We start from the raw sequence: 18,138 nt of genomic DNA, 5'->3' as shown, positions 1-18,138 counted from the left end.
ACCCGCGCAACGCCGCATCATCGCGCCGCGCCGATTTGCGCGTATATCAGCGGGTCGCAGCGCGACTTATTGCTCTGCGCCGCCACCCAGCGCCCGAAACGTATCGCTCGCCGCCTGCAATTGTTGGGTGCGCAGTTGCAGCAATGCGCGCTCGGCATCGAGTGCGGCGGTCTGTGCCGTCACCACTTCGAGATAATCGGATGCGCCATCGCGGTACCGGATCAGCGCGAGATCGCGGGTCCGCTCGGCCGCTTTGGCGGCCTGCGCCTGATTGGCCTCGCCCGCGACGAGCAGCCGCTGGGTGGCAAGGTCGTCCTCGACCTCGCGGAAAGCGGTCAGCACGGTCTGGCGGTAATTGGCGGCGGCTTCCGCGAACTGCGCACGCGCCTGCCGCACCTGCCCGGCACGCCGTCCGCCGTCGAACACGGTCAGCGCGGCCTGCAGCGGCCCGAGCGCCCAGAAGCTGCTCGCCGCGCCCAGCCAGTCGCCCCCGACCGATTCGAAGCCACCCTGCGCCCCCAGTGTCACGTTGGGGAAGAACGCCGCGCGCGCGACGCCGATCTGCGCGTTGGCGGCGGCGACGCGGCGTTCGGCGGCGGCGATATCGGGCCGCCGTTCGAGCAGCGTGGAGGGCAGGCCCGCCGCGATCGCCGGCGGTCGCGTTTGATCGTCCGCGACGGGGATGGCGAAGGTCGAGGGCGTTTCGCCGATGAGCACGGCGATGGCATGTTCGTCCTTCGCCCGATCGATCTCGACCGAGGACAATTCCGACTTGGCGCTGGAAAGCTGTGCCTGCGCCCGGCTCACGTCGATGCCGGAGGCGATGCCGCCGCTGTGCCGCGTATCCGTCAGGTCGAACGCGCGCTGGTAGGAGGTGACCGTCTGGTTGAGCAGGATGATGCGCGCGTCGAGGCCACGCAGATCGAAATAGGTCGCTGCCAATTGGCTTTGCAGCCCCAGCCGCACGCCCGCCACGTCGAACGCCGACGCACGCGCGTTGGCACGTCCTGCGGCGATATTGTTGCGCACCCGCCCGAACAGATCGAGTTCGTAGGCGAGCGATCCACCGATGATCTTGTCGGTCTGCGTCGATGCCAGCCCCCGCGCGATCGGCCGGTTGGCGGACAGCCGGTTGCGATCGACGCTCGCGCTCGCGTCGATCTGCGGGAACAGGTCGGCGCGTGCCTGACGCACCAGCGCGCGTGCCTGATCGTAGCGTGCGACGGCGGCGGCGAGATCGAAATTGCCTGCCTCGATCCGGTCCTCAAGCGTGTCGAGCGATGCGTCGCCGAATGCCTGCCACCATTTGCCTGCCGGCGGCGGCGTCACAGCGGCCTGTTGCCACGGTGCCGCCTCCTTGAAGGCGGGCGCCACCGCCACCGCCGGGCGCTGGTAATCGGGCGCGAGCGAACATCCGCCGAGCAGTACGGCGGTCAGCGACGGCAACCAGCGCTTACTTGCCACCGGCGGCACCCCCGGCCCGCGCAATCTGCACCTTGTCACCGGTCTGGAGCGAATCGGGTGGGCTGTCGATCACGCGGTCGGTCGGCGCGAGGCCGGCGCTGATCTGCACCCGATCGCCGAGATCCTGCCCGATCGTCACCGTCTTCAACCGCGCGCGCCCGTCCGCGCCGACCACCGCGACCTGCGTGCCGTTCTGGCCGATGATCATCGCGCTTGCCGGCAGTTCCACCGCGCTGCCACCGCCCGTGACGGGGAAGCTCGCCTGCGCATAGGCTCCGGGCTTCAACGCGCGGTCGCCGTTCGCCGCCTGCAACTCGACCAGCACCGTGCCCGAACCGGTATCGACCGCATCGGCCGACCGCGTCATCTGCGCGGTGAAGGTGCGACCCGGATATTCGGGCAGGGTGAGCTTCACCTCCATGCCTTTATGCACCTGCGCGGAATAGGCCTGCGGCACCTTCACATAGGCGCGGATGCGGCTGATGTCGGCGACGGTGAACAGCGGCGTCGAGGCGGCGGTGCCGGCCGTCACCAGCGAACCGACATTGGTGGAGCGCGTCGTCACCACGCCCGAGAACGGCGCGACCAGCCGCGTGAAACCGGCGGTATATTGCAGCCGGTTGACGTTGGCGCTCGCGGCGTTGGTCAGCGCGGTCTTGGCGGCGAGATCGCCGACCTTCTCGTCGGTTTCCTGCTTCGACACCGCATCCTTGGCGAGCATCGTCTTCCAACGGGTCGCGGTGCTGGCGGCAAGCTGCTGGTTGGCGCGCGCGGTCTGGTAATCGGCGCGCGCGGCGGCGAGCTGCTGATCGACCTCGGGCGCGTCCAGCACGGCGAGCGTCTGGCCAGCACGAACATTGTCACCGATATCGACCAGCCACTTGCGCACATAACCGCTGGTGCGCGCGTAGATCGGCGCGGCCTGTAGTGCTGCCAGTTGCGCGGGCAGCACCAGCGCGCTCGCCGCCTTGCTCTGCGCGGGGTGGATCACGGTGACGGTCGGCACCGCCTGCGTCGCGGTCCATGTCGCCAAGTTGCTTTCCGAATGCGAGCGCGTCGCGACGCCGACGCCGACGATCGCCACCGCGGCGATCACGCCGACCACGCCGACAGTCTTCAAAGTGCGGCCGTTGCCCTCAGGCATGTTGAAGCTCCAGATGATCCGGCGTCGTGCCGGGGACGGGTTTGCCGTGGCGGCGGTGCACCAGGCTGAAGATGACGGGGACGAACATCAACGTAGCGAAGGTCGCCACGGTAAGCCCGCCGATCACCGCGCGGCCGAGCGGCGCGTTCTGCTCGCCGCCCTCGCCGAAGCCCATCGCCATCGGCAACATGCCGATGATCATGGCGAGCGCGGTCATCAACACCGGGCGGAAGCGGACTTGCCCCGCCTCCAGCGCGGCGGCGGTGGCGTCGCCCAGCACCTCGAGCCGTTCGCGCGCGAAGCTGACGACCAGGATCGCGTTGGCGGTTGCCACGCCCATGCACATGATCGCACCGGTCAGCGCCGGCACCGACAGCGTGGTGCCGGTGATGAACAGCATCCAAATGATGCCGGCGAGCGCGCCGGGCAGCGCGGTGATGATGACGAACGGGTCGAGCCAGCTCTGGAAGTTCACCACGATCAGCAGATAGATCAGCACGATCGCCGCGACGAGGCCGAAGCCCAGCCCCGAGAAGGCGGTCTGCATCGTCGCATATTGCCCGCGCAGCGTGACCGTCACGCCCTTCGGCGTCTGATCTTTCAGCGATGCGATCACCTGCTTGATATCGCCCGCGACGGCACCGAGATCGCGGCCGTTGGTGGTGGCATATACGTCTGTCACCGGCGCGATGTTGTAGTGCGTCACCACCGCCGCACCGTTGCCGCGCGTGATCGTGCCGATACCGCCGATGATCTGCGATTTGCCGCCGTTCGCCGCCGTGACAGGTACGTTGGCGAGGTCGCTCAGCGAACCGATCTGATATTCCGGCGTCTGCGCGACGACCGGATAGGACACGCCGGTCTTGGGATCGAGGAAGTAGGTCGGCGCGGTCTGCGAGGTGCCGGCGAGCGACGAGGCGAGGCTGGTCGTCACGTCACGCTCGTTGAGGCCGTACTGGCTGGCGCGGGTGCGATCGATATCGACGTTGAGCTGCGGATAGCGCGCCGACTGCTGGATGCGCGCATCGGCCACGCCGGGGATCCTGGCGATGCGGCGCAGGATTTCCTTGGCGAGCGCCTGGTTCTCCGCATCTTTCTTGCCGGTCACCTGGATATCGATCGGCGCGGGCGCGCCGAAGTTGAGAATTTGGCTGGTGATATCGGCGGGCAGGAACGAGAAGGTGGTGCCGGTGAACGCCTTGGGCAGTTCCTCGCGCAGCTTCTGCACATAGCCGGCGGTCGGCTTGTGATCCTTGGCAAGCTGGATGAGGATATCGCCGTCCTGCGGGCCGATCGTGCCGGAGTTGTTGTAGGTCGTGTTGATCGAGCTGACCGGCAGGCCGATGTTGTCGACCACCGAAACCAGTTCGTCCGCCGGGATGATCTCGCGGATCTTGCGCTGGATGCGGTCGAACTCGGCCGACGTGTCCTCGATGCGAGAGCCGACCGGCGCGCGGACGTGCATCGCCATCTGCCCGGCATCGACCGACGGGAAGAAATTCTCGCCCAGGAACGGTGCGAGCAAAAACGATGCGGCGACGCAAACGAGGAAGCCGATCACGAACATCTTGCGCGCGGCAAGCGCGCGTTCGAGCAGGCCGAGATAGCCGCTGCGAAACCGCTCGAACTGCCGTTCAAACCCGCGCTGGAACCGCACCAGCGGATTGCGTGAGGGTGGTGCCTCGTGCAGCGCGGCATCGTCGTGGCCGGCATGCGGTTTCAGCAGATACATCGCCATCGTCGGCACCAAAGTGCGCGACAGGATGAACGACGCGATCATCGCGAACACCACCGCCAGCGCCAGCGGCACGAACAGGAAGCCGGATACACCGGGCAGGAAGAACATCGGCACGAACACGATACAGATGCACAGCAGCGACACGAACGCTGGCCCGACGATCTGCGCCGCGCCGTCGAGGATCGACTGGATCACCGGTTTGCCCTGTTCGAGATGCCAGTTGATGTTCTCGATCGTCACCGTCGCGTCGTCGACGAGGATGCCGACCGCGAGGGATAGCCCGCCCAGTGTCATCGTGTTGAGCGTATTGCCCGTCACCGACAACGCGATGATCGCGGCCAGGATCGACAGGGGAATCGAGATCGCGATGATGAGGGTCGAGCGCCAGCTCCCCAGGAACAGCAGAATCATCACCGAGGTGAGTGCGGCGGCGATCGCGCCTTCCTTGATCACGCCCTCCACCGCCGCCTTCACGAACAGCGACTGGTCGCCGATCGGCACGACCTTCAACGTCGGCGGCAGCGTCGCCTGGATCTTGGGCAGCGCGTCCTTGATGCCCTGCACAATCGCCAGCGTGGAAGTCGCGCCGTTCTTGAGGATGGTGATGAGCACCGAACGCGAACCGTCGACATGCACGACGTTGGTCTGCGGCGCGGAGCCGTCGCGGACGTGCGCCACGTCGCGCATGTAGATCGTCGCGCCGTTGACGACCTTGATCGGCAGCGCGTTCAGTTCCTCGATCGTGCTCGGCGCATTGTTGAGCTGCACGCTGTACTGGAAGCCGCCGATCTTGGCGAAGCCGGCCGGGTTGATCTGGTTCTGCGCGGCGATCGCATTGCCGACATCCTGCCCCGACAGCCCCTTGGATTGCAGCGCGGCGGGATCGAGATCAATCTGGATCTGGCGCGTGCGTCCGCCGGAGGGGTAGGGGACGGCGGCGCCCGGCACCGTCACCAGACCGGGGCGAACCTGATTCTGCGCAAGATCGAACATGCGGCCTTCGCTCAGCCCCTTGCCCGAGAGCGCAAGCTGGAGGATCGGCACGGTCGAAGCGTTATAGTTGAGGATCAGCGGCGGCGTCACGCCCGGCGGCAACTGCTTCAGCACGGTCTGGCTGACCGACGTCACCTGCGCGGTCGCGGTGCGGATGTCGGCGCCCGGCTGGAAATAGATCTTCACCACGCCGATGCCGGGCAGCGACTGGCTTTCGATATGGTCGATATCGTTGACGGTGGTGGTCAGCACGCGCTCGAACGGCGTGATGATGCGCCCGCTCATCTGGTCGGGCGGCAGGCCGCTATACTGCCATGCGGTCGCGATCACCGGCACGCGAATGTCGGGGAAGATGTCGACCGGCGTGCGGATCGCGGCCAGCACGCCGATGATCGCGATCAGGATCGCCATTACGATGAAGGTCAGCGGGCGCGTCAGCGCCATCCGGACGATACCGATCATCGTGTGGGTCCGATGCTGCTGTGGTGCGGCGCGTGAGCCACAAGGCGTGTCATGTCTGGATCGCCGTTCGTATGTTGCGATGCGGCGAAGTGCGCCTGCCAAACACGCGTGTCCAATATTGTTTACGGCATGATTGATATGATACAGCTATTAATCATGGAACTTCGCCATCTGCGCTATTTCGTTCAGGTCGCCGAGGATCTGCACTTCGCGCGTGCCGCCGCGCATCTCGGCATCTCGCAACCACCGCTCAGCCAGCAGATCCGTGTGCTGGAGGAGGAGTTGCAGGTGCGCCTGCTCGAACGCACCAGCCGCCGCGTGGCGCTGACGCCGGCGGGGCGGCTGTTCCTCGACGCCGCCCGCGCGACGCTGCGCGAGGCGGACAACGCGATCTCGGTCGCGCGCCGGGCCGCGCGCGGTGAACTCGGCGGGCTGGCGATCGGGTTCAGCGCGTCGGCGCCGTTCGTGACGGAAATCGCGCATGCGATCGCCGATTTCCGCGACCGCTATCCGGCGGTGTCGCTGATGCTGCGCGAGATTGCCGGGACCGACCATCTCCGGCAGCTCGAGGATCATCTGCTCGACATCGCCTTCCACCGCAGCCGCGCCATGCCCGATCTGCCCGACACGCTGACTGCCGAGCCATACCTCAGCGAGCGGTTGTTCGTCGCCTGTCCGCCCGGCCACCGTCTTGCCGCGCAGGACAGCGTGCGTCTTGCCGATCTCGCCGATGAGCCGCTGGTGCTGTATTCGCAGGATCGCAGCCCGTTTACCGGCCACCTGCTGGCGCTGCTGCGCGAGAGCGGCATCGAACCGCGTGTCGCGCAGGTCGTCACCGACGTGACGACGCTGTTCGGGCTGGCGGCGGCGGGGATCGGGGTGATGGTGGTGGTCGAATCGCTGTGCACGCTGCAGTCGGCGATGCTGACCTACCGCCGGGTAGAGGACGATATCGCCACGATCATGCTGTGGCTGGTCCGCCATCGCGAGCCGACGCTGCCCTGTCGCAACTTTCTGGGGATGCTCGGCGCGCCCGAAGCGCGGTGAGGCGGATCAGCGTGTCGACATCGAGTAAGGCCGCGCCGCCTTGCTGCTCGCCCACGTCTTGTTCGGCGTTGCCGCCATGGTAAAGCGCAATTCGCCGCCGCTGCGGATCTCGGCATCGGTGACGTAGCTGCGCGCGAGCGGCTTGCCGTTCAGCGTCACCGCGCCGACATAGCGGTTCGCGTCGGATAGCCCGTCCGCCAGCACGGTGAAGCGCTTGCCGTTCGGCAGGTTCATCACTGCGCGCGAAACGAACGGTCGCCCGATGGCATATTGGTTCGACCCAGGCGTAACGGGATAGAAACCCAGCGCGGTGAACACCAGCCACGCCGACATCTGGCCGAGATCGTCGTTGCCGGCGAGGCCCTCGGGCGTCGGCTTGTACTGCGTGTCGACGATCTGCTTCAGTCGCTCCTGCGTGCGCCACGGCGCGCCTGCGTAATCGTACAGATAGGCGACGTGGTGGCTCGGTTCGTTGCCGTGGATATATTGGCCGATCAGCCCGGCGATATCCTCGGCATGGCTGTAATCGACCTTGCTGTTGTCGAAATCGAACATCGCATCGAGTTTAGCGATCGTTTGCCGGTCGCCACCAAGCGTTTGGATCAGCGAAGCCTCGTCTTGCGGCACGAACCAGCTATATTGCCATGCGTTACCCTCGGTATAATCCGAACCATAATTGATCGCGGTCGGGTCGAACGGGGTGCGGAATGCGCCGCTCGACAGCCGCGCGCGCAGCCAGCCGGTTTTCGCGTCGAAGCTGTTGCGCCAATTGCCCGCGCGCTTGTCGAACCGGTCCGCGATCGCGGTCTTGCCCATCGCCCGCGCCATCCGTGCGATGCTCCAGTCGTCGAAGGCATATTCCACCGTCTTGGATGCGGCCTCAGGCTCCTTGTCGATCGGCACGTAGCCGCGATCGATATAGTCGCCCAAGCCCCCGTAAGACCGGTGATCCGCACTCGCCACCATCGCCGCCAGCGCGGCCTCGGCATCGAACCCGCGCAGGCCCTTCATATAGGCATCGGCGATCACCGGCACGGCGTGATAGCCGATCATGCACCATGTCTCGCGCCCGGCGAACTGCCACACCGGGAGAATGCCGTCCGGGCTGACCTGCTGACTCGCCACCAGCGACTGCACCACGTCGGCGGTGGTCTGTTCGGGCTGCACCAGCGTCAGCAACGGATGCTCGGCGCGGAACGTATCCCATAGCGAAAAGGTCGAGCGGAAGGTGAAGCCCTTGGCCTGATGCACCTGATCGTCCGGTCCGCGATACCGGCCATCGGCATCGCTCCACACGCTCGGCGCGAGCAAGGCGTGGTAGAGCGCGGTGTAGACGTTAATGCGCGTCGCCGCCGGTGCGTCGATCTGCACCGCGCCCAGCGCTTTGTTCCACGCTGCCGTGGTCCGCGCGCGTACCGCATCGAACCCGCCGGCCTCGCTGGCGAGATTGGCGACGGCGGCGTTCTCGTCCACCCCCGACAGCGCGACGTTCACCTCGAGCGGCTTGGTGAGCACCCCGAAATCGAGCCGCGCCTCCAGCGCCCGCCCGAGCTTTTCGGCCAGCGCGTCGCTGCCGCGCCCTGGCCCCTGGAAACCCTTGTAAGGCACGTTCTCCTCGCGATCGACAAAGCCGTGATCGATGAGCGGCGCGGAAAACCGCATCGCGAAGTACAGCTTGCGCCCCGGCGCCCAGCCGCGCGTCTCGCGGAACCCGGTGAGGGTGCCGTCCGGCCGCAGGTGCAGCCCTGACCACAGCACCTTGCCGGGATAATTGTACAGCGACGATCGCAGATCGATTACCAGATGCGCCGCCTTGTTCGCCGGGAAGGTATAGCGATGCACGCCGATCCGCGTCCCCGCCGTCATCTCCGCGCGCACGCCGCTATCGGCGAGCTTGACCGCGTAATAGCCGGGGTGCGCCACTTCGGTTTTATGGCCGAAGCGCGAGCGATAGCCGCTGCCTGGCCGCTTGGGGTCGCCGGGATCGAGCGACACGGTATCGCCCGCCACCGGCATCACCAGCACGTCGCCAAGGTCGCTATGTCCAGCGCCTGAGAAGTGCGTGTGGCTGAATCCCTGAATGGTGGGGTCTTCGTAGCGATAGCCGGCGGCATGGCTGTAACATTCGCGGATCACGCAACTCGTGTCGGTGTCGGGTGACAATTGCACCATCCCGAACGGCGCGGTCGCGCCGGGGAAGGTGTGCCCCTCGCCACCGGTGCCGATCATCGGGTCGACCGCGTCGATCGGCGCGGGGGCCTGCGCCGCGAGCGTGGCGGGCAGCAGGGCGGCGAACAGGAGAGGATAGCGCATCGCCGCAGTTAAGCAGCGATGTGCCCACCCGGCAATCGCCCGCGGTTCAGATCGCCGCCAGCGCCTGTTCGAAATCGGCGATCAGGTCGTCGGCATCCTCCACCCCGATCGAGATGCGCACGAGATTGTCGGTGATGCCCAGCGCTGCCTTGCGGGCATCCGGGACCGACAGGTGCGTCATGCCCGCCGGATGGCTCGCCAGCGTCTCGGTGCCACCCAGGCTGACCGCGAGCTTGGCGATCTGGAGCGCATCGAGGAAGCGGAAGCTCTCCGCCTCGCCGCCTTTAAGGAACAGCGAGAAGGTGCTGCCCGCGCCCACGCAATGCCGCCGGTAGATGTCGGCCTGTCGCGCATCGCCCTGCGCTTCCAGGAAGCCGAGATAGCCGACCCGCTCGACCTTGGGGTGCCCGTCGAGGAACGCGCAGACTGTGGCGGCATTCTCACCCGCGCGGCTCATGCGCAGTTCCAGCGTTTCGAGGCTGCGCAGCAGCATCCAAGCGGTATGCGGGTCGCAGATCGTGCCGATCGTGTTGCGCATCGACCGGATTGTGTTGATGTGCGCCTTCGTCCCCAGCACGCCACCGGCGACGAGATCGCTATGCCCGCCGGCATATTTGGTGAGGCTGTAGACCACCAGATCGGCGCCATGCCGCAACGGCTGCTGCCACAATGGGCCGAGGAAGGTGTTGTCGATCGCGATCGGCGGCTTCTCGTCGGACGCACCGAAGATCGCGTCGCGGCTCGCCGCCACCGCCTCGATATCGACCAGCGCGTTGGTCGGGTTGGCGGGGCTTTCCAGATAGATCAGCGCGACGCGGCCCTGGCCCTTGGCCTGTTCGAGCACCGTGTCGATTTCCGCGCGGGTCGCACCCGCCGGGAAGTCGAGCCACTTCACCCCGAACTTGCCGAGGATGCGACCGATCAGCGTCTCGGTCGCGGCATACAGCGGGCCGGAATGGACGATCGTGTCGCCCGGCGCGACCATCGCCAGGAACAGCGTGGCGATCGCCGACATGCCGGACGAAAAGGCGAGCGCATCCTCCGCTTCCTCCCACACGCCGAGCCGGTCCTCGAGGATCTCCTGATTCGGGCCGTTGAAGCGCGAATAGACCAGCCCGTCCGCACCGCCCGGCCGCTTGCCGGTGACGCCCTCGAAATGGCGCTTGCCCGCCGCCGCATTGGGGAACACGAACGTCGAGGTCAGGAAGATCGGCGGCTTGAGCGATCCTTCCGACAGCATCGGATCATAGCCATGCCCCATCATCCGCGTTGCGGGCGAAAGCTTGCGGCCGCCGATCTGTTCGAGCGCGGGCTTGGCGCCGCGTTGCGGTGCACCGCCGGTCAGGTCGGCTTCAGTTTCGTCAGTCATGCTCGTCTCCTCGCGCGTCCCGGCTGATGCGGGTTCGTCACATTTGTAACGATCTGTCGGCAACCGGCGCCGAATGCAAGCGCAGGTCGTGGCCGCGCTTGCAAACACGACGAGCCGCTATGTCAGCCCGATGATCGACACCTGCCGGCCATAGCCCGGCTCGCCGCGATGCGTCGCGCGGCGGAAGCTGAAGAAACGCGCCTCGTCGGCGTAGGTATCAAGGCCGAGCGTTTCGACGTGGCCGATCCCCTCGCTCGCCAGCCGATGCGCGACATAGGCTTCGAGATCGAACTGGTGGTGCCCCGCGCGACCGTCCGAGAAGAACCTTGCATTGGCTGGGTCTGCTTCGTCGAAGCGCAACGCGAAAGCGGCATCCACCTCGTAGCTCGCCCGCGCGATGCACGGTCCGACTGCGGCGACGATCCGCTCGCGGCGTGCGCCCAGCGTCTCCATCGCGAGGATCGTGGAGGTGGTGACACCGCCCAGCGCGCCTTTCCACCCGGCGTGTGCCGCGCCGACCACGCCGGCTTGCGCGTCGGCCAGCAGCACCGGCGCGCAATCGGCGGTGAGGATGCCGAGCGCGATCCCCGGCCGATCGGTGACGAGCGCGTCCGCACGCGGACGCAACCGTTCCTCGAACCCGGACAGCACGGTCACGGCATCGGCGGAATGAACCTGATAAAGTGTGACGAGCGTCGCGCCCGACAGCACCGCCTCGCCCGCGCGGCGGCGGTTCTCCATGATCGCGTCTGGTTCGTCTTCCGATCCGAGGCCGACGTTCAGCCCAGCGTGGATACCCTGCGATACCCCGCCGCGCCGACCGAGGAAGCCGTGCGCCACACCCTCCAGCGCCGGTGCGCGGTTCACCTCGACCGGCACGCTCATAACGCTAGCCGCATCAGGCGGTCGTCATCGATTGTCTCGCCGACCTGGAAGGCATAGGCGCCGATCTCCTCGAAGCCGTAGCGCTCGTAGAAACGTCGCGCGCGGTGGTTGTCGACATACACGCTGAGGATGATCTCGCGCGCGCCGTGATCGCGCGCGTGGAAGATCGCCCACTCCATCATCTCCTGCGCGATGCCCTGCCCCTGCCAGGGGGCAAGCACGTAGAACTGGTACAGTTCGATCGCGTCGGGGCGCCATTCGCCGGGGAACGTCACCGGGCCCATTTTGGCGAAGGCGATGATCGCGTCGCCCTCGACCGCGAGCCTGACGGTAAATTCAGGGTCGGAGAGTTGCGCGGCGAGGCCGTTCGCACCGAACGCGTCATCCAGGAAGGTCGCGAGATCGGACGGGCTGTAGAGCGTGCCGAACGTCTCGACGAACGACTGCCGCGCCATCGCCGACAGGGCCGCGGCATCGGCGGCGCGTGCGTCACGGTAGGTTATCACGCGGCGAACCCCGCCGGCTGCGGCCAGCCCGGCGCGGTGACGGCGAGCGCCTTGAACAGATCACCCATCGCATCGACCAGCCGGTCACGGTCGGCGGCGATGGCATCGGCGCGGGCCGGTGTGGCGCGGGCCAGCGCGGCGGCGCGCGCGTCGATGCCGAGTGCGCGCAGCAACGCGCCTTGCCCAACGACGGGTGACGGCACCGCGCCCTCTTTGACGGCGGCGGCGGCCAGCGTGGCGAAATCGACGTGTGCGGTCAGGTCGTTCTCGCCCGGGTGTTCGAACGGGTTGGCAAAGGCGTGGCCGCGCACCGCCTGCAGGGTGTCGCCGATCGCCGGACCTTCGTAGCCGTAATCGATGGTGAGGATTGCGCCGCCCTGGCTGGCGATCCGCCGGGACAGCGCGCGAAAGATGGCGACGCTGGCCGGCGACGTCTCGATGATCGATCCCGGCGCGGCATCGCGCAAGCCTTCGGGGATGATCTCGCCCGGTACGGGTTTGCCCATGATCGGCAGGAACAACGTGTCTTGGCAGGCGACGTAGCGTTCCGCCCAGCCGCCTCCTGCGCGAACGAGTTGGCGGATCGGCAGTGCGTCGAAGAATTCGTTGGCGACGACGATCAGCGGCTGGCCTTCGGGCAGCGTCGTCACGTCGTCATGCCACGTCGCGCCTGGCACCCGCTTCGCCTGTTCGGCGCGCAGCATCGGGCTGGTCTCGACGAAATGCACCGGCGGCGTGAAGCCCGCCTTGGCGGCGGCGCGCACCGCATCGCCGGTGAGCGTGCCGCGACCGGGGCCGCACTCCACCCACGCCGCATCCGGCCGCCCGGCGCGATCCCACAGGTCCGCCGCCCACAGACCGATCAGCTCGCCGAACATCTGGCTGATCTCGGGCGCGGTGGTGAAATCGCCGCCCGCACCCAGCGGATCGCGGGTCGCGTAATAGTGCGTATTGGCGGCGGCCATATATTGCGCGATTGGAATCGGCCCGGCGAGCGTAATCGCGCGCGACAGCCGGTCGGCGAGGGTCGCCGCCTCAGGCGCGCTCAGGCGACGCTCTCCGTGCCGGCGATCGACTCGACGCGCGTGCGGCGTCCCTTGGCGGTCGCGACGAGATACACTCCGCCCAGGATCATCGGCAGCGTCAGCACCTGCCCCATGTGGATGGTGGTGGCGAAGAACGTACCGGCGAACTGCGAATCCGGCTCGCGGAAGAACTCGACCGTGAAGCGCGCGAGGCCGTAGCCGATCAGGAAGATACCGACGAGCTTGCCCGGCTCGTACCGCGCCTTGGTGCGCCAGAAGAAGAACCACAGGACCGCGAACAGCGCGATGCCCTCAAGGCTCGCCTCGTACAACTGGCTTGGATGGCGCGGGATATCGCCGCCGCCGCGCGTGAAGATGATCGCCCACGGCACGTTACTCGGCTTGCCCCAAAGCTCGCCGTTCACGAAATTTGCGATCCGCCCGAAGAACAGCCCGAACGGCACGCAGCACGCGAGGTAATCATGCACGCGCAGCCAGTTGAGCTTGTGATTACGCGCGAACAGGATGATGCCGAGCGAGGTGCCGATCATGCCGCCGTGGAACGACATGCCGCCATCCCACAGCCGCAGGATGTTCAGGGGGTGCAGGAACATCTCGGGCGCATAGAACAGCGCATAACCGAGCCGCCCGCCGAGGATGATGCCGAGCGTCGCGTAGAACACCAGATCGTCGGCATGGCGCCGCGCCATCGGCGAACCGGGCTGCGCGATCAGCTTGAGCAGGTACCACCAGCCGATCAGGATGCCGGTGATATAGGCGATCGAATACCATTTGATGTCGAAGAAGCCGAGGCTCAACGCGACCGGATTGAGGTGCAGTTGCTCGAAGCGCAGGTGCGTCTGCGTGGACGCAGCGAGCGCGGTGGCGGCGATGAGAGTCAAGCGGCAGGTCCTCGGTCGTTCGTTACGCCTCCATAGTCGGCGGGGACCACAACACCAAGCGGAAGACGATGAGCCGCGCTTGTCCCCGGCTCAGGCCGGGCACGAAGCCGTGAGGAGAATGGCGCGAGAACCGAACGCTGGCGGCGCGCGTTAGGGATGGTGGCGCGGCAAAGCGCAGGATAGAGCAAGGCTATGGTAGCGCGCGGAGAGGGAAACACAGTCGGCCGGCGCGGTCTGTTGATCGGTGGCGGCGTTGGGGTCGGGCTGATCGTCGCGTGGGCGGTTTGGCCGCGCAGTTACGCGCCCAACCTACCGCTCGCGCACGGCGAGTCCCTGTTCAACGCGTACCTCAAGATCGGCGAGGATGGTGTCGTCACCGTCGCGGTGCCGCAGGCCGAACATGGCCAGGGCGTGTATACCGCGCTCCCGCAGATCCTCGCCGACGAACTTGGCGCGGACTGGCGCACGGTGGCGGTGCAGCCCGCGCCGCTCAACCCGCTCTATGCCAATCCACTCGGCGTCGACACGCTGTTCGAGGGGCTGTTCGATGCGCTGCCGGTCCCCTTACGCGAAGGCCACGCCCGGCGCGGCGCGCTGTTGCTCACCGCCGGGTCGACCTCGGTGCGTGCGTTCGAGGCGCCGCTGCGGCAAGCGGGCGCGGCGGCGCGGGTGCTGCTGTGCAAGGCCGCCGCGAAACGCTGGAACGTTGGCTGGCAGGCGTGCGCGAGCGAGGGCGGCTTCGTCACGCACGGCAAGGACCGGCTGCGCTTCGGCGAACTGGCGGCGGCTGCGGCGGGCGGCGTGCTCCCCGATCCGCTGCCGCTGCGCGGAGAAGGGGGCACCCGCCTGTCTGGACAGGCGCTGCCCCGGCTCGATGCGCCCGCCAAGGTCGACGGCTCCGCCAATTTCGCCGGCGACATCCGCCTGCCCGACATGGTGTTCGCCGCGATCCGGCAGGCGCCGGTCGGCGATTCGAAACTGCTCTCGGTCGATCGCGATGCCGCCGCGCACGTGCGCGGGATGCTGTCGGTGGTCACCAAGGACGATTGGGTGGCGGCGGTGGCGAGCAACTGGTGGGCGGCGAACCGCGCGCTCGATGCGCTTGCGCCGAAATTCTCGACCACCGGGCCAATCGTCAACAACGATAGTATCGATGCGGCCCTCGCTGCCGCGCTGAAGGGCGATGGCACGCGGATCTGGTCGACGGGGGATCTCGCCACCGCCTTCAAGGGCGCGAAACTTGTCACCGCCACCTACCGCGCCGGGCTCGCCGTCCACGCCGCGATCGAGACGATGACAGCGACCGCGCGGCTGACCGACGGCAAGCTCGAATTGTGGATGCCGACGCAGGCACCAGGCCTCGCGCGGGCGGCGGCGGCAGCGCTCGGCATTTCGGAGGGCGCGGTGGTGGTCTATCCGATGCTGATCGGCGGATCGTTCGGCGCCAATCTCGAACATCTCGCCGCCACGCAGGTGGCGGTGCTGGCGCGCGACCTCAAGCGGCCGGTGCAACTCACCTGGTCACGCAGCGAGGACCTGCTGCACGATCGCTACCGTCCGCCCGCACTGGCGAGGATGACGGCGCGACTCGGCGGCAATGGCCAGATCCTCGGCTGGCAGGCCAAGATCGCCGCGCCCTCGACCGGCCGCGAACTGGCGCACCGGCTGCTCGCTACAGATCGGGCTGCGCGCGCGGCGTTGGCGATATCGGCAACGGGGGACACCTATGCGGTGGCGGGCGCGCGACCGGTGTACCGCATGCCGGCCTATGCGATCGATCATCATCCCGCCGATATCGGCGTGCCGACCGGCCACTGGCGATCCGGCGCGCACAGCTACACCGCGTTCTTCAACGAGTGTTTCATCGACGAACTCGCGCATGTCGCCGGTACCGAGGCGCTGTCGTTCCGCATCGGCATGTTGGGCGGCGACGCGCGGCTGGCGCGCTGCCTGTCCACCGCCGCCTCGCTGGGCGGATGGGAGGGTGGCGTTCAAGGCAGCGGGCAGGGCATCGCCTGCCACAGCTTTCGCGGCAGCCACATCGCGGTGCTGGCGGAGGCACATCTCGACGACGACGGTTCGGTCGCGGTCGACCGCATCGTCGCGGCGGTGGATTGCGGGCGGCAGATCAACCCCGATCTCGTCCGGCAGCAGATCGAGGGCGGGCTGATCTTCGGCATGGCGGCGGCGATCGGCGCATCGATCGGGTTCAGCGACAATCTCGCCACCGCGCGCACGCTCGGGGATCTCGATCTGCCGCGCCTTGCCGACACCCCCGACATCACCGTCGAACTGATCCCGAGCGAGGCCGATCCGGGCGGGGTGAGCGAACTCGCCGTCCCCGCGATCGCCCCCGCCATCGCCAACGCGCTGCAAGCCGCGACCGGCACCCGCCGCCGCACGCTGCCGCTCATCACAGGAATCGCATGATGTTGCCTGCCAACCATCCCCCCATCGCGCCGCCGCGCATCGGCGTGCTGCTCATCAACCTCGGCACGCCCGACGCCGCCGACGCGCGCGCGGTGAAGCGCTACCTGCGCGAGTTCCTGTCCGATCGCCGGGTCGTCGAACTGCCGCCGCTGCTGTGGCAGCCGATCCTGCGCGGCATCATCCTCAACACCCGGCCGAAGAAATCCGCGCACGCCTATGGGCAGGTCTGGCGCGAGGACGGCTCGCCGCTCGCCGCGATTACCGCCGCGCAGGCGCGCGCGCTGAACGGCGCGTTCGGGCCGGGTGTGACGGTCGACTATGCGATGCGTTACGGCAATCCGTCGATCGCCGAGCGGCTGGCGGCGATGAAGGCGGCGGGGTGCGAACGCATCCTGCTCGCCCCGCTGTATCCGCAATATAGCGGCGCGACGACCGCCACCGCCAACGACAAGGTGTTCCTAGCGCTGGCGGCCATGCGCTGGCAGCCGGCGATCCGCACGCTGCCGCCCTATCACGACGACGCGCGGTATATCGCGGCGCTGAAGACCACGGTCGAGGCGGGGCTGGCGGCGCTCGATTTCACGCCGGACCTGATCCTCGCCAGCTTCCACGGCATGCCCAAGCGGACGCTGCAACTTGGTGATCCGTATCATTGCCACTGCCAGAAGACCGCGCGGCTGCTCGCCGAGGCGCTGGGCCGGCCACTGACGATCACCTTCCAGTCGCGCTTCGGCCCGGCCAAATGGCTGGAGCCGGCAACCGACCTCACGCTCGCCGCGCTGCCGGGGCAGGGCATGAAGCGCGTGGCGATCGTCGCGCCGGGCTTCTCGGCGGATTGCCTCGAAACGCTCGAGGAACTGTCGATTCGCGGGCGCGAGCAGTTCCTTGCGGCGGGCGGTACCGACTTCGCATATCTGCCGTGCCTCAACGATTCGGCTGCGGGCATTGAAATGTTGCGCGAAATACTCGGACAAGAACTTGAAGGCTGGCCGCGCCCGGCTTAGCGTCGGCGTAGAAACGTAGGAGAGATGCATTGGCACGAGTAGCAATCGTCACGGGTGGAACGCGCGGTATCGGCGAGGCGATCAGCCTCGCGTTGAAGGACGCCGGCGTTACCGTCGCCGCCACCTATGCCGGCAATGACGAGCGCGCGCGCGAGTTCACCGAGCGGACCGGCATCAAGGCGTACAAGTGGGACGTGGCGGATCATCAGGCCTGTCTCGACGGGTGTGCCAAGGTGGCGGAGGAGCTTGGCCCGATCGATATCGTCGTCAACAACGCCGGCATCACCCGCGACGGCACCATGCTCAAGATGACCTACGAGATGTGGAAAGAGGTGATGGACACCAACCTCGGCGGGTGTTTCAACATGGCCAAGGCGACTTTCCCCGGCATGCGCGAGCGCAAGTGGGGGCGGATCGTCAACATCGGCTCGATCAACGGGCAGGCCGGCCAATACGGTCAGGTCAACTACGCTGCCGCCAAATCGGGCATCCACGGCTTCACCAAGGCGCTGTCGCAGGAAGGCGCGCGCGCCGGCGTGACCGTCAACGCGATCGCACCGGGCTATATCGACACCGACATGGTCGCGGCGGTGCCGGCCGACGTGCTGGAGAAGATCGTCGCCAAGATCCCGGTCGGTCGTCTAGGCCAGGCGCACGAGATCGCGCGCGGCGTGGTGTTCCTGTGTTCGGAAGACGGTGGCTTCGTGACCGGTTCGACGCTGAGCATCAACGGTGGACAACATATGTACTGACGATCGAAGGCACGGCGGCCGGCCGCCGTGCCTCGCGCTCTGAGCGAGTTGGCCTGCGCGGCCCGCAGCTCGGCATCGCCATGCTAGCCAAGGCGCACACGCTA

At 67.3% G+C, this 18,138-nt stretch carries 13 protein-coding genes; 4 read left to right on the top strand and 9 right to left on the bottom strand.

What is annotated here, in order from left to right; translation table 11 throughout:
• Positions 1-66: 66 nt before the first annotated feature.
• The 3 genes from L8F97_RS07795 to L8F97_RS07785 are packed head-to-tail and all read right to left on the bottom strand — an operon-like array spanning position 67 to position 5,801.
• Complete coding sequence (locus L8F97_RS07795; RefSeq protein ID WP_242148170.1) at positions 67-1,464, bottom strand: efflux transporter outer membrane subunit; 1,398 nt, start codon at positions 1,462-1,464, stop codon at positions 67-69.
• Positions 1,454-2,608, bottom strand: coding sequence for an efflux RND transporter periplasmic adaptor subunit (locus tag L8F97_RS07790; protein ID WP_242148168.1), 1,155 nt, complete (start codon positions 2,606-2,608; stop codon positions 1,454-1,456). Before L8F97_RS07790 ends, L8F97_RS07795 begins: the two co-directional genes overlap by 11 nt.
• Positions 2,601-5,801: an efflux RND transporter permease subunit gene (locus L8F97_RS07785; protein WP_242148166.1), complete on the bottom strand. Its 3,201-nt coding sequence runs from the start codon at positions 5,799-5,801 to the stop codon at positions 2,601-2,603. Before L8F97_RS07785 ends, L8F97_RS07790 begins: the two co-directional genes overlap by 8 nt.
• A 156-nt stretch (positions 5,802-5,957) precedes the next feature.
• Here L8F97_RS07785 and L8F97_RS07780 point away from each other — a divergent pair, with 156 nt between their 5' ends.
• Positions 5,958-6,848: a LysR family transcriptional regulator gene (locus L8F97_RS07780; protein WP_242148165.1), complete on the top strand. Its 891-nt coding sequence runs from the start codon at positions 5,958-5,960 to the stop codon at positions 6,846-6,848.
• A gap of 6 nt (positions 6,849-6,854) precedes the next feature.
• Here L8F97_RS07780 and L8F97_RS07775 read toward each other — a convergent pair whose 3' ends face one another.
• The 6 genes from L8F97_RS07775 to lgt form a co-directional block, all read right to left on the bottom strand.
• A complete protein-coding gene (locus L8F97_RS07775; protein WP_242148163.1) occupies positions 6,855-9,161 on the bottom strand; it encodes a GH92 family glycosyl hydrolase in 2,307 nt (768 codons plus the stop codon).
• Between the two features lie 46 nt (positions 9,162-9,207).
• Positions 9,208-10,530, bottom strand: coding sequence for a cystathionine gamma-synthase family protein (locus L8F97_RS07770; RefSeq protein WP_242148162.1), 1,323 nt, complete (start codon positions 10,528-10,530; stop codon positions 9,208-9,210).
• Between the two features lie 117 nt (positions 10,531-10,647).
• Complete coding sequence (gene pgeF / locus L8F97_RS07765; RefSeq protein WP_242148160.1) at positions 10,648-11,415, bottom strand: peptidoglycan editing factor PgeF; 768 nt, start codon at positions 11,413-11,415, stop codon at positions 10,648-10,650.
• A complete protein-coding gene (locus L8F97_RS07760) occupies positions 11,412-11,921 on the bottom strand; it encodes a GNAT family N-acetyltransferase (RefSeq protein WP_242148157.1) in 510 nt (169 codons plus the stop codon). Before L8F97_RS07760 ends, pgeF begins: the two co-directional genes overlap by 4 nt.
• Positions 11,918-12,886 (bottom strand): class I SAM-dependent methyltransferase, encoded by a 969-nt coding sequence (locus L8F97_RS07755; RefSeq protein ID WP_242148154.1) that lies wholly within the window; start codon positions 12,884-12,886, stop codon positions 11,918-11,920. The genes L8F97_RS07760 and L8F97_RS07755 overlap by 4 nt, the downstream gene beginning before the upstream one ends.
• Positions 12,887-12,966: 80 nt before the next feature.
• Positions 12,967-13,839 carry a prolipoprotein diacylglyceryl transferase gene (gene lgt / locus L8F97_RS07750; protein ID WP_242148316.1) on the bottom strand — a complete coding sequence of 291 codons (873 nt, stop codon included), beginning with the start codon at positions 13,837-13,839 and terminating at the stop codon, positions 12,967-12,969.
• Between the two features lie 201 nt (positions 13,840-14,040).
• Here lgt and L8F97_RS07745 point away from each other — a divergent pair, with 201 nt between their 5' ends.
• The 3 genes from L8F97_RS07745 to phbB are packed head-to-tail and all read left to right on the top strand — an operon-like array spanning position 14,041 to position 18,034.
• The gene (locus L8F97_RS07745; RefSeq protein ID WP_242148152.1) at positions 14,041-16,278 is read left to right on the top strand and encodes a xanthine dehydrogenase family protein molybdopterin-binding subunit; all 2,238 of its coding nucleotides are present in this window, start codon (positions 14,041-14,043) and stop codon (positions 16,276-16,278) included.
• A complete protein-coding gene (hemH, locus tag L8F97_RS07740) occupies positions 16,275-17,282 on the top strand; it encodes a ferrochelatase (RefSeq protein WP_242148150.1) in 1,008 nt (335 codons plus the stop codon). Before L8F97_RS07745 ends, hemH begins: the two co-directional genes overlap by 4 nt.
• Positions 17,283-17,311: 29 nt before the next feature.
• Positions 17,312-18,034 carry an acetoacetyl-CoA reductase gene (gene phbB / locus L8F97_RS07735; RefSeq protein WP_242148148.1) on the top strand — a complete coding sequence of 241 codons (723 nt, stop codon included), beginning with the start codon at positions 17,312-17,314 and terminating at the stop codon, positions 18,032-18,034.
• The last annotated feature ends 104 nt before the right edge of the window (positions 18,035-18,138 follow it).

The organism is Sphingomonas sp. BAUL-RG-20F-R05-02 (assembly GCF_022662305.1).
Lineage (GTDB): Bacteria > Pseudomonadota > Alphaproteobacteria > Sphingomonadales > Sphingomonadaceae > Sphingomonas.
The sequence above is the reverse complement of the archived record's forward strand: the minus strand, read 5'-3'. Positions and strand labels throughout refer to the sequence as shown.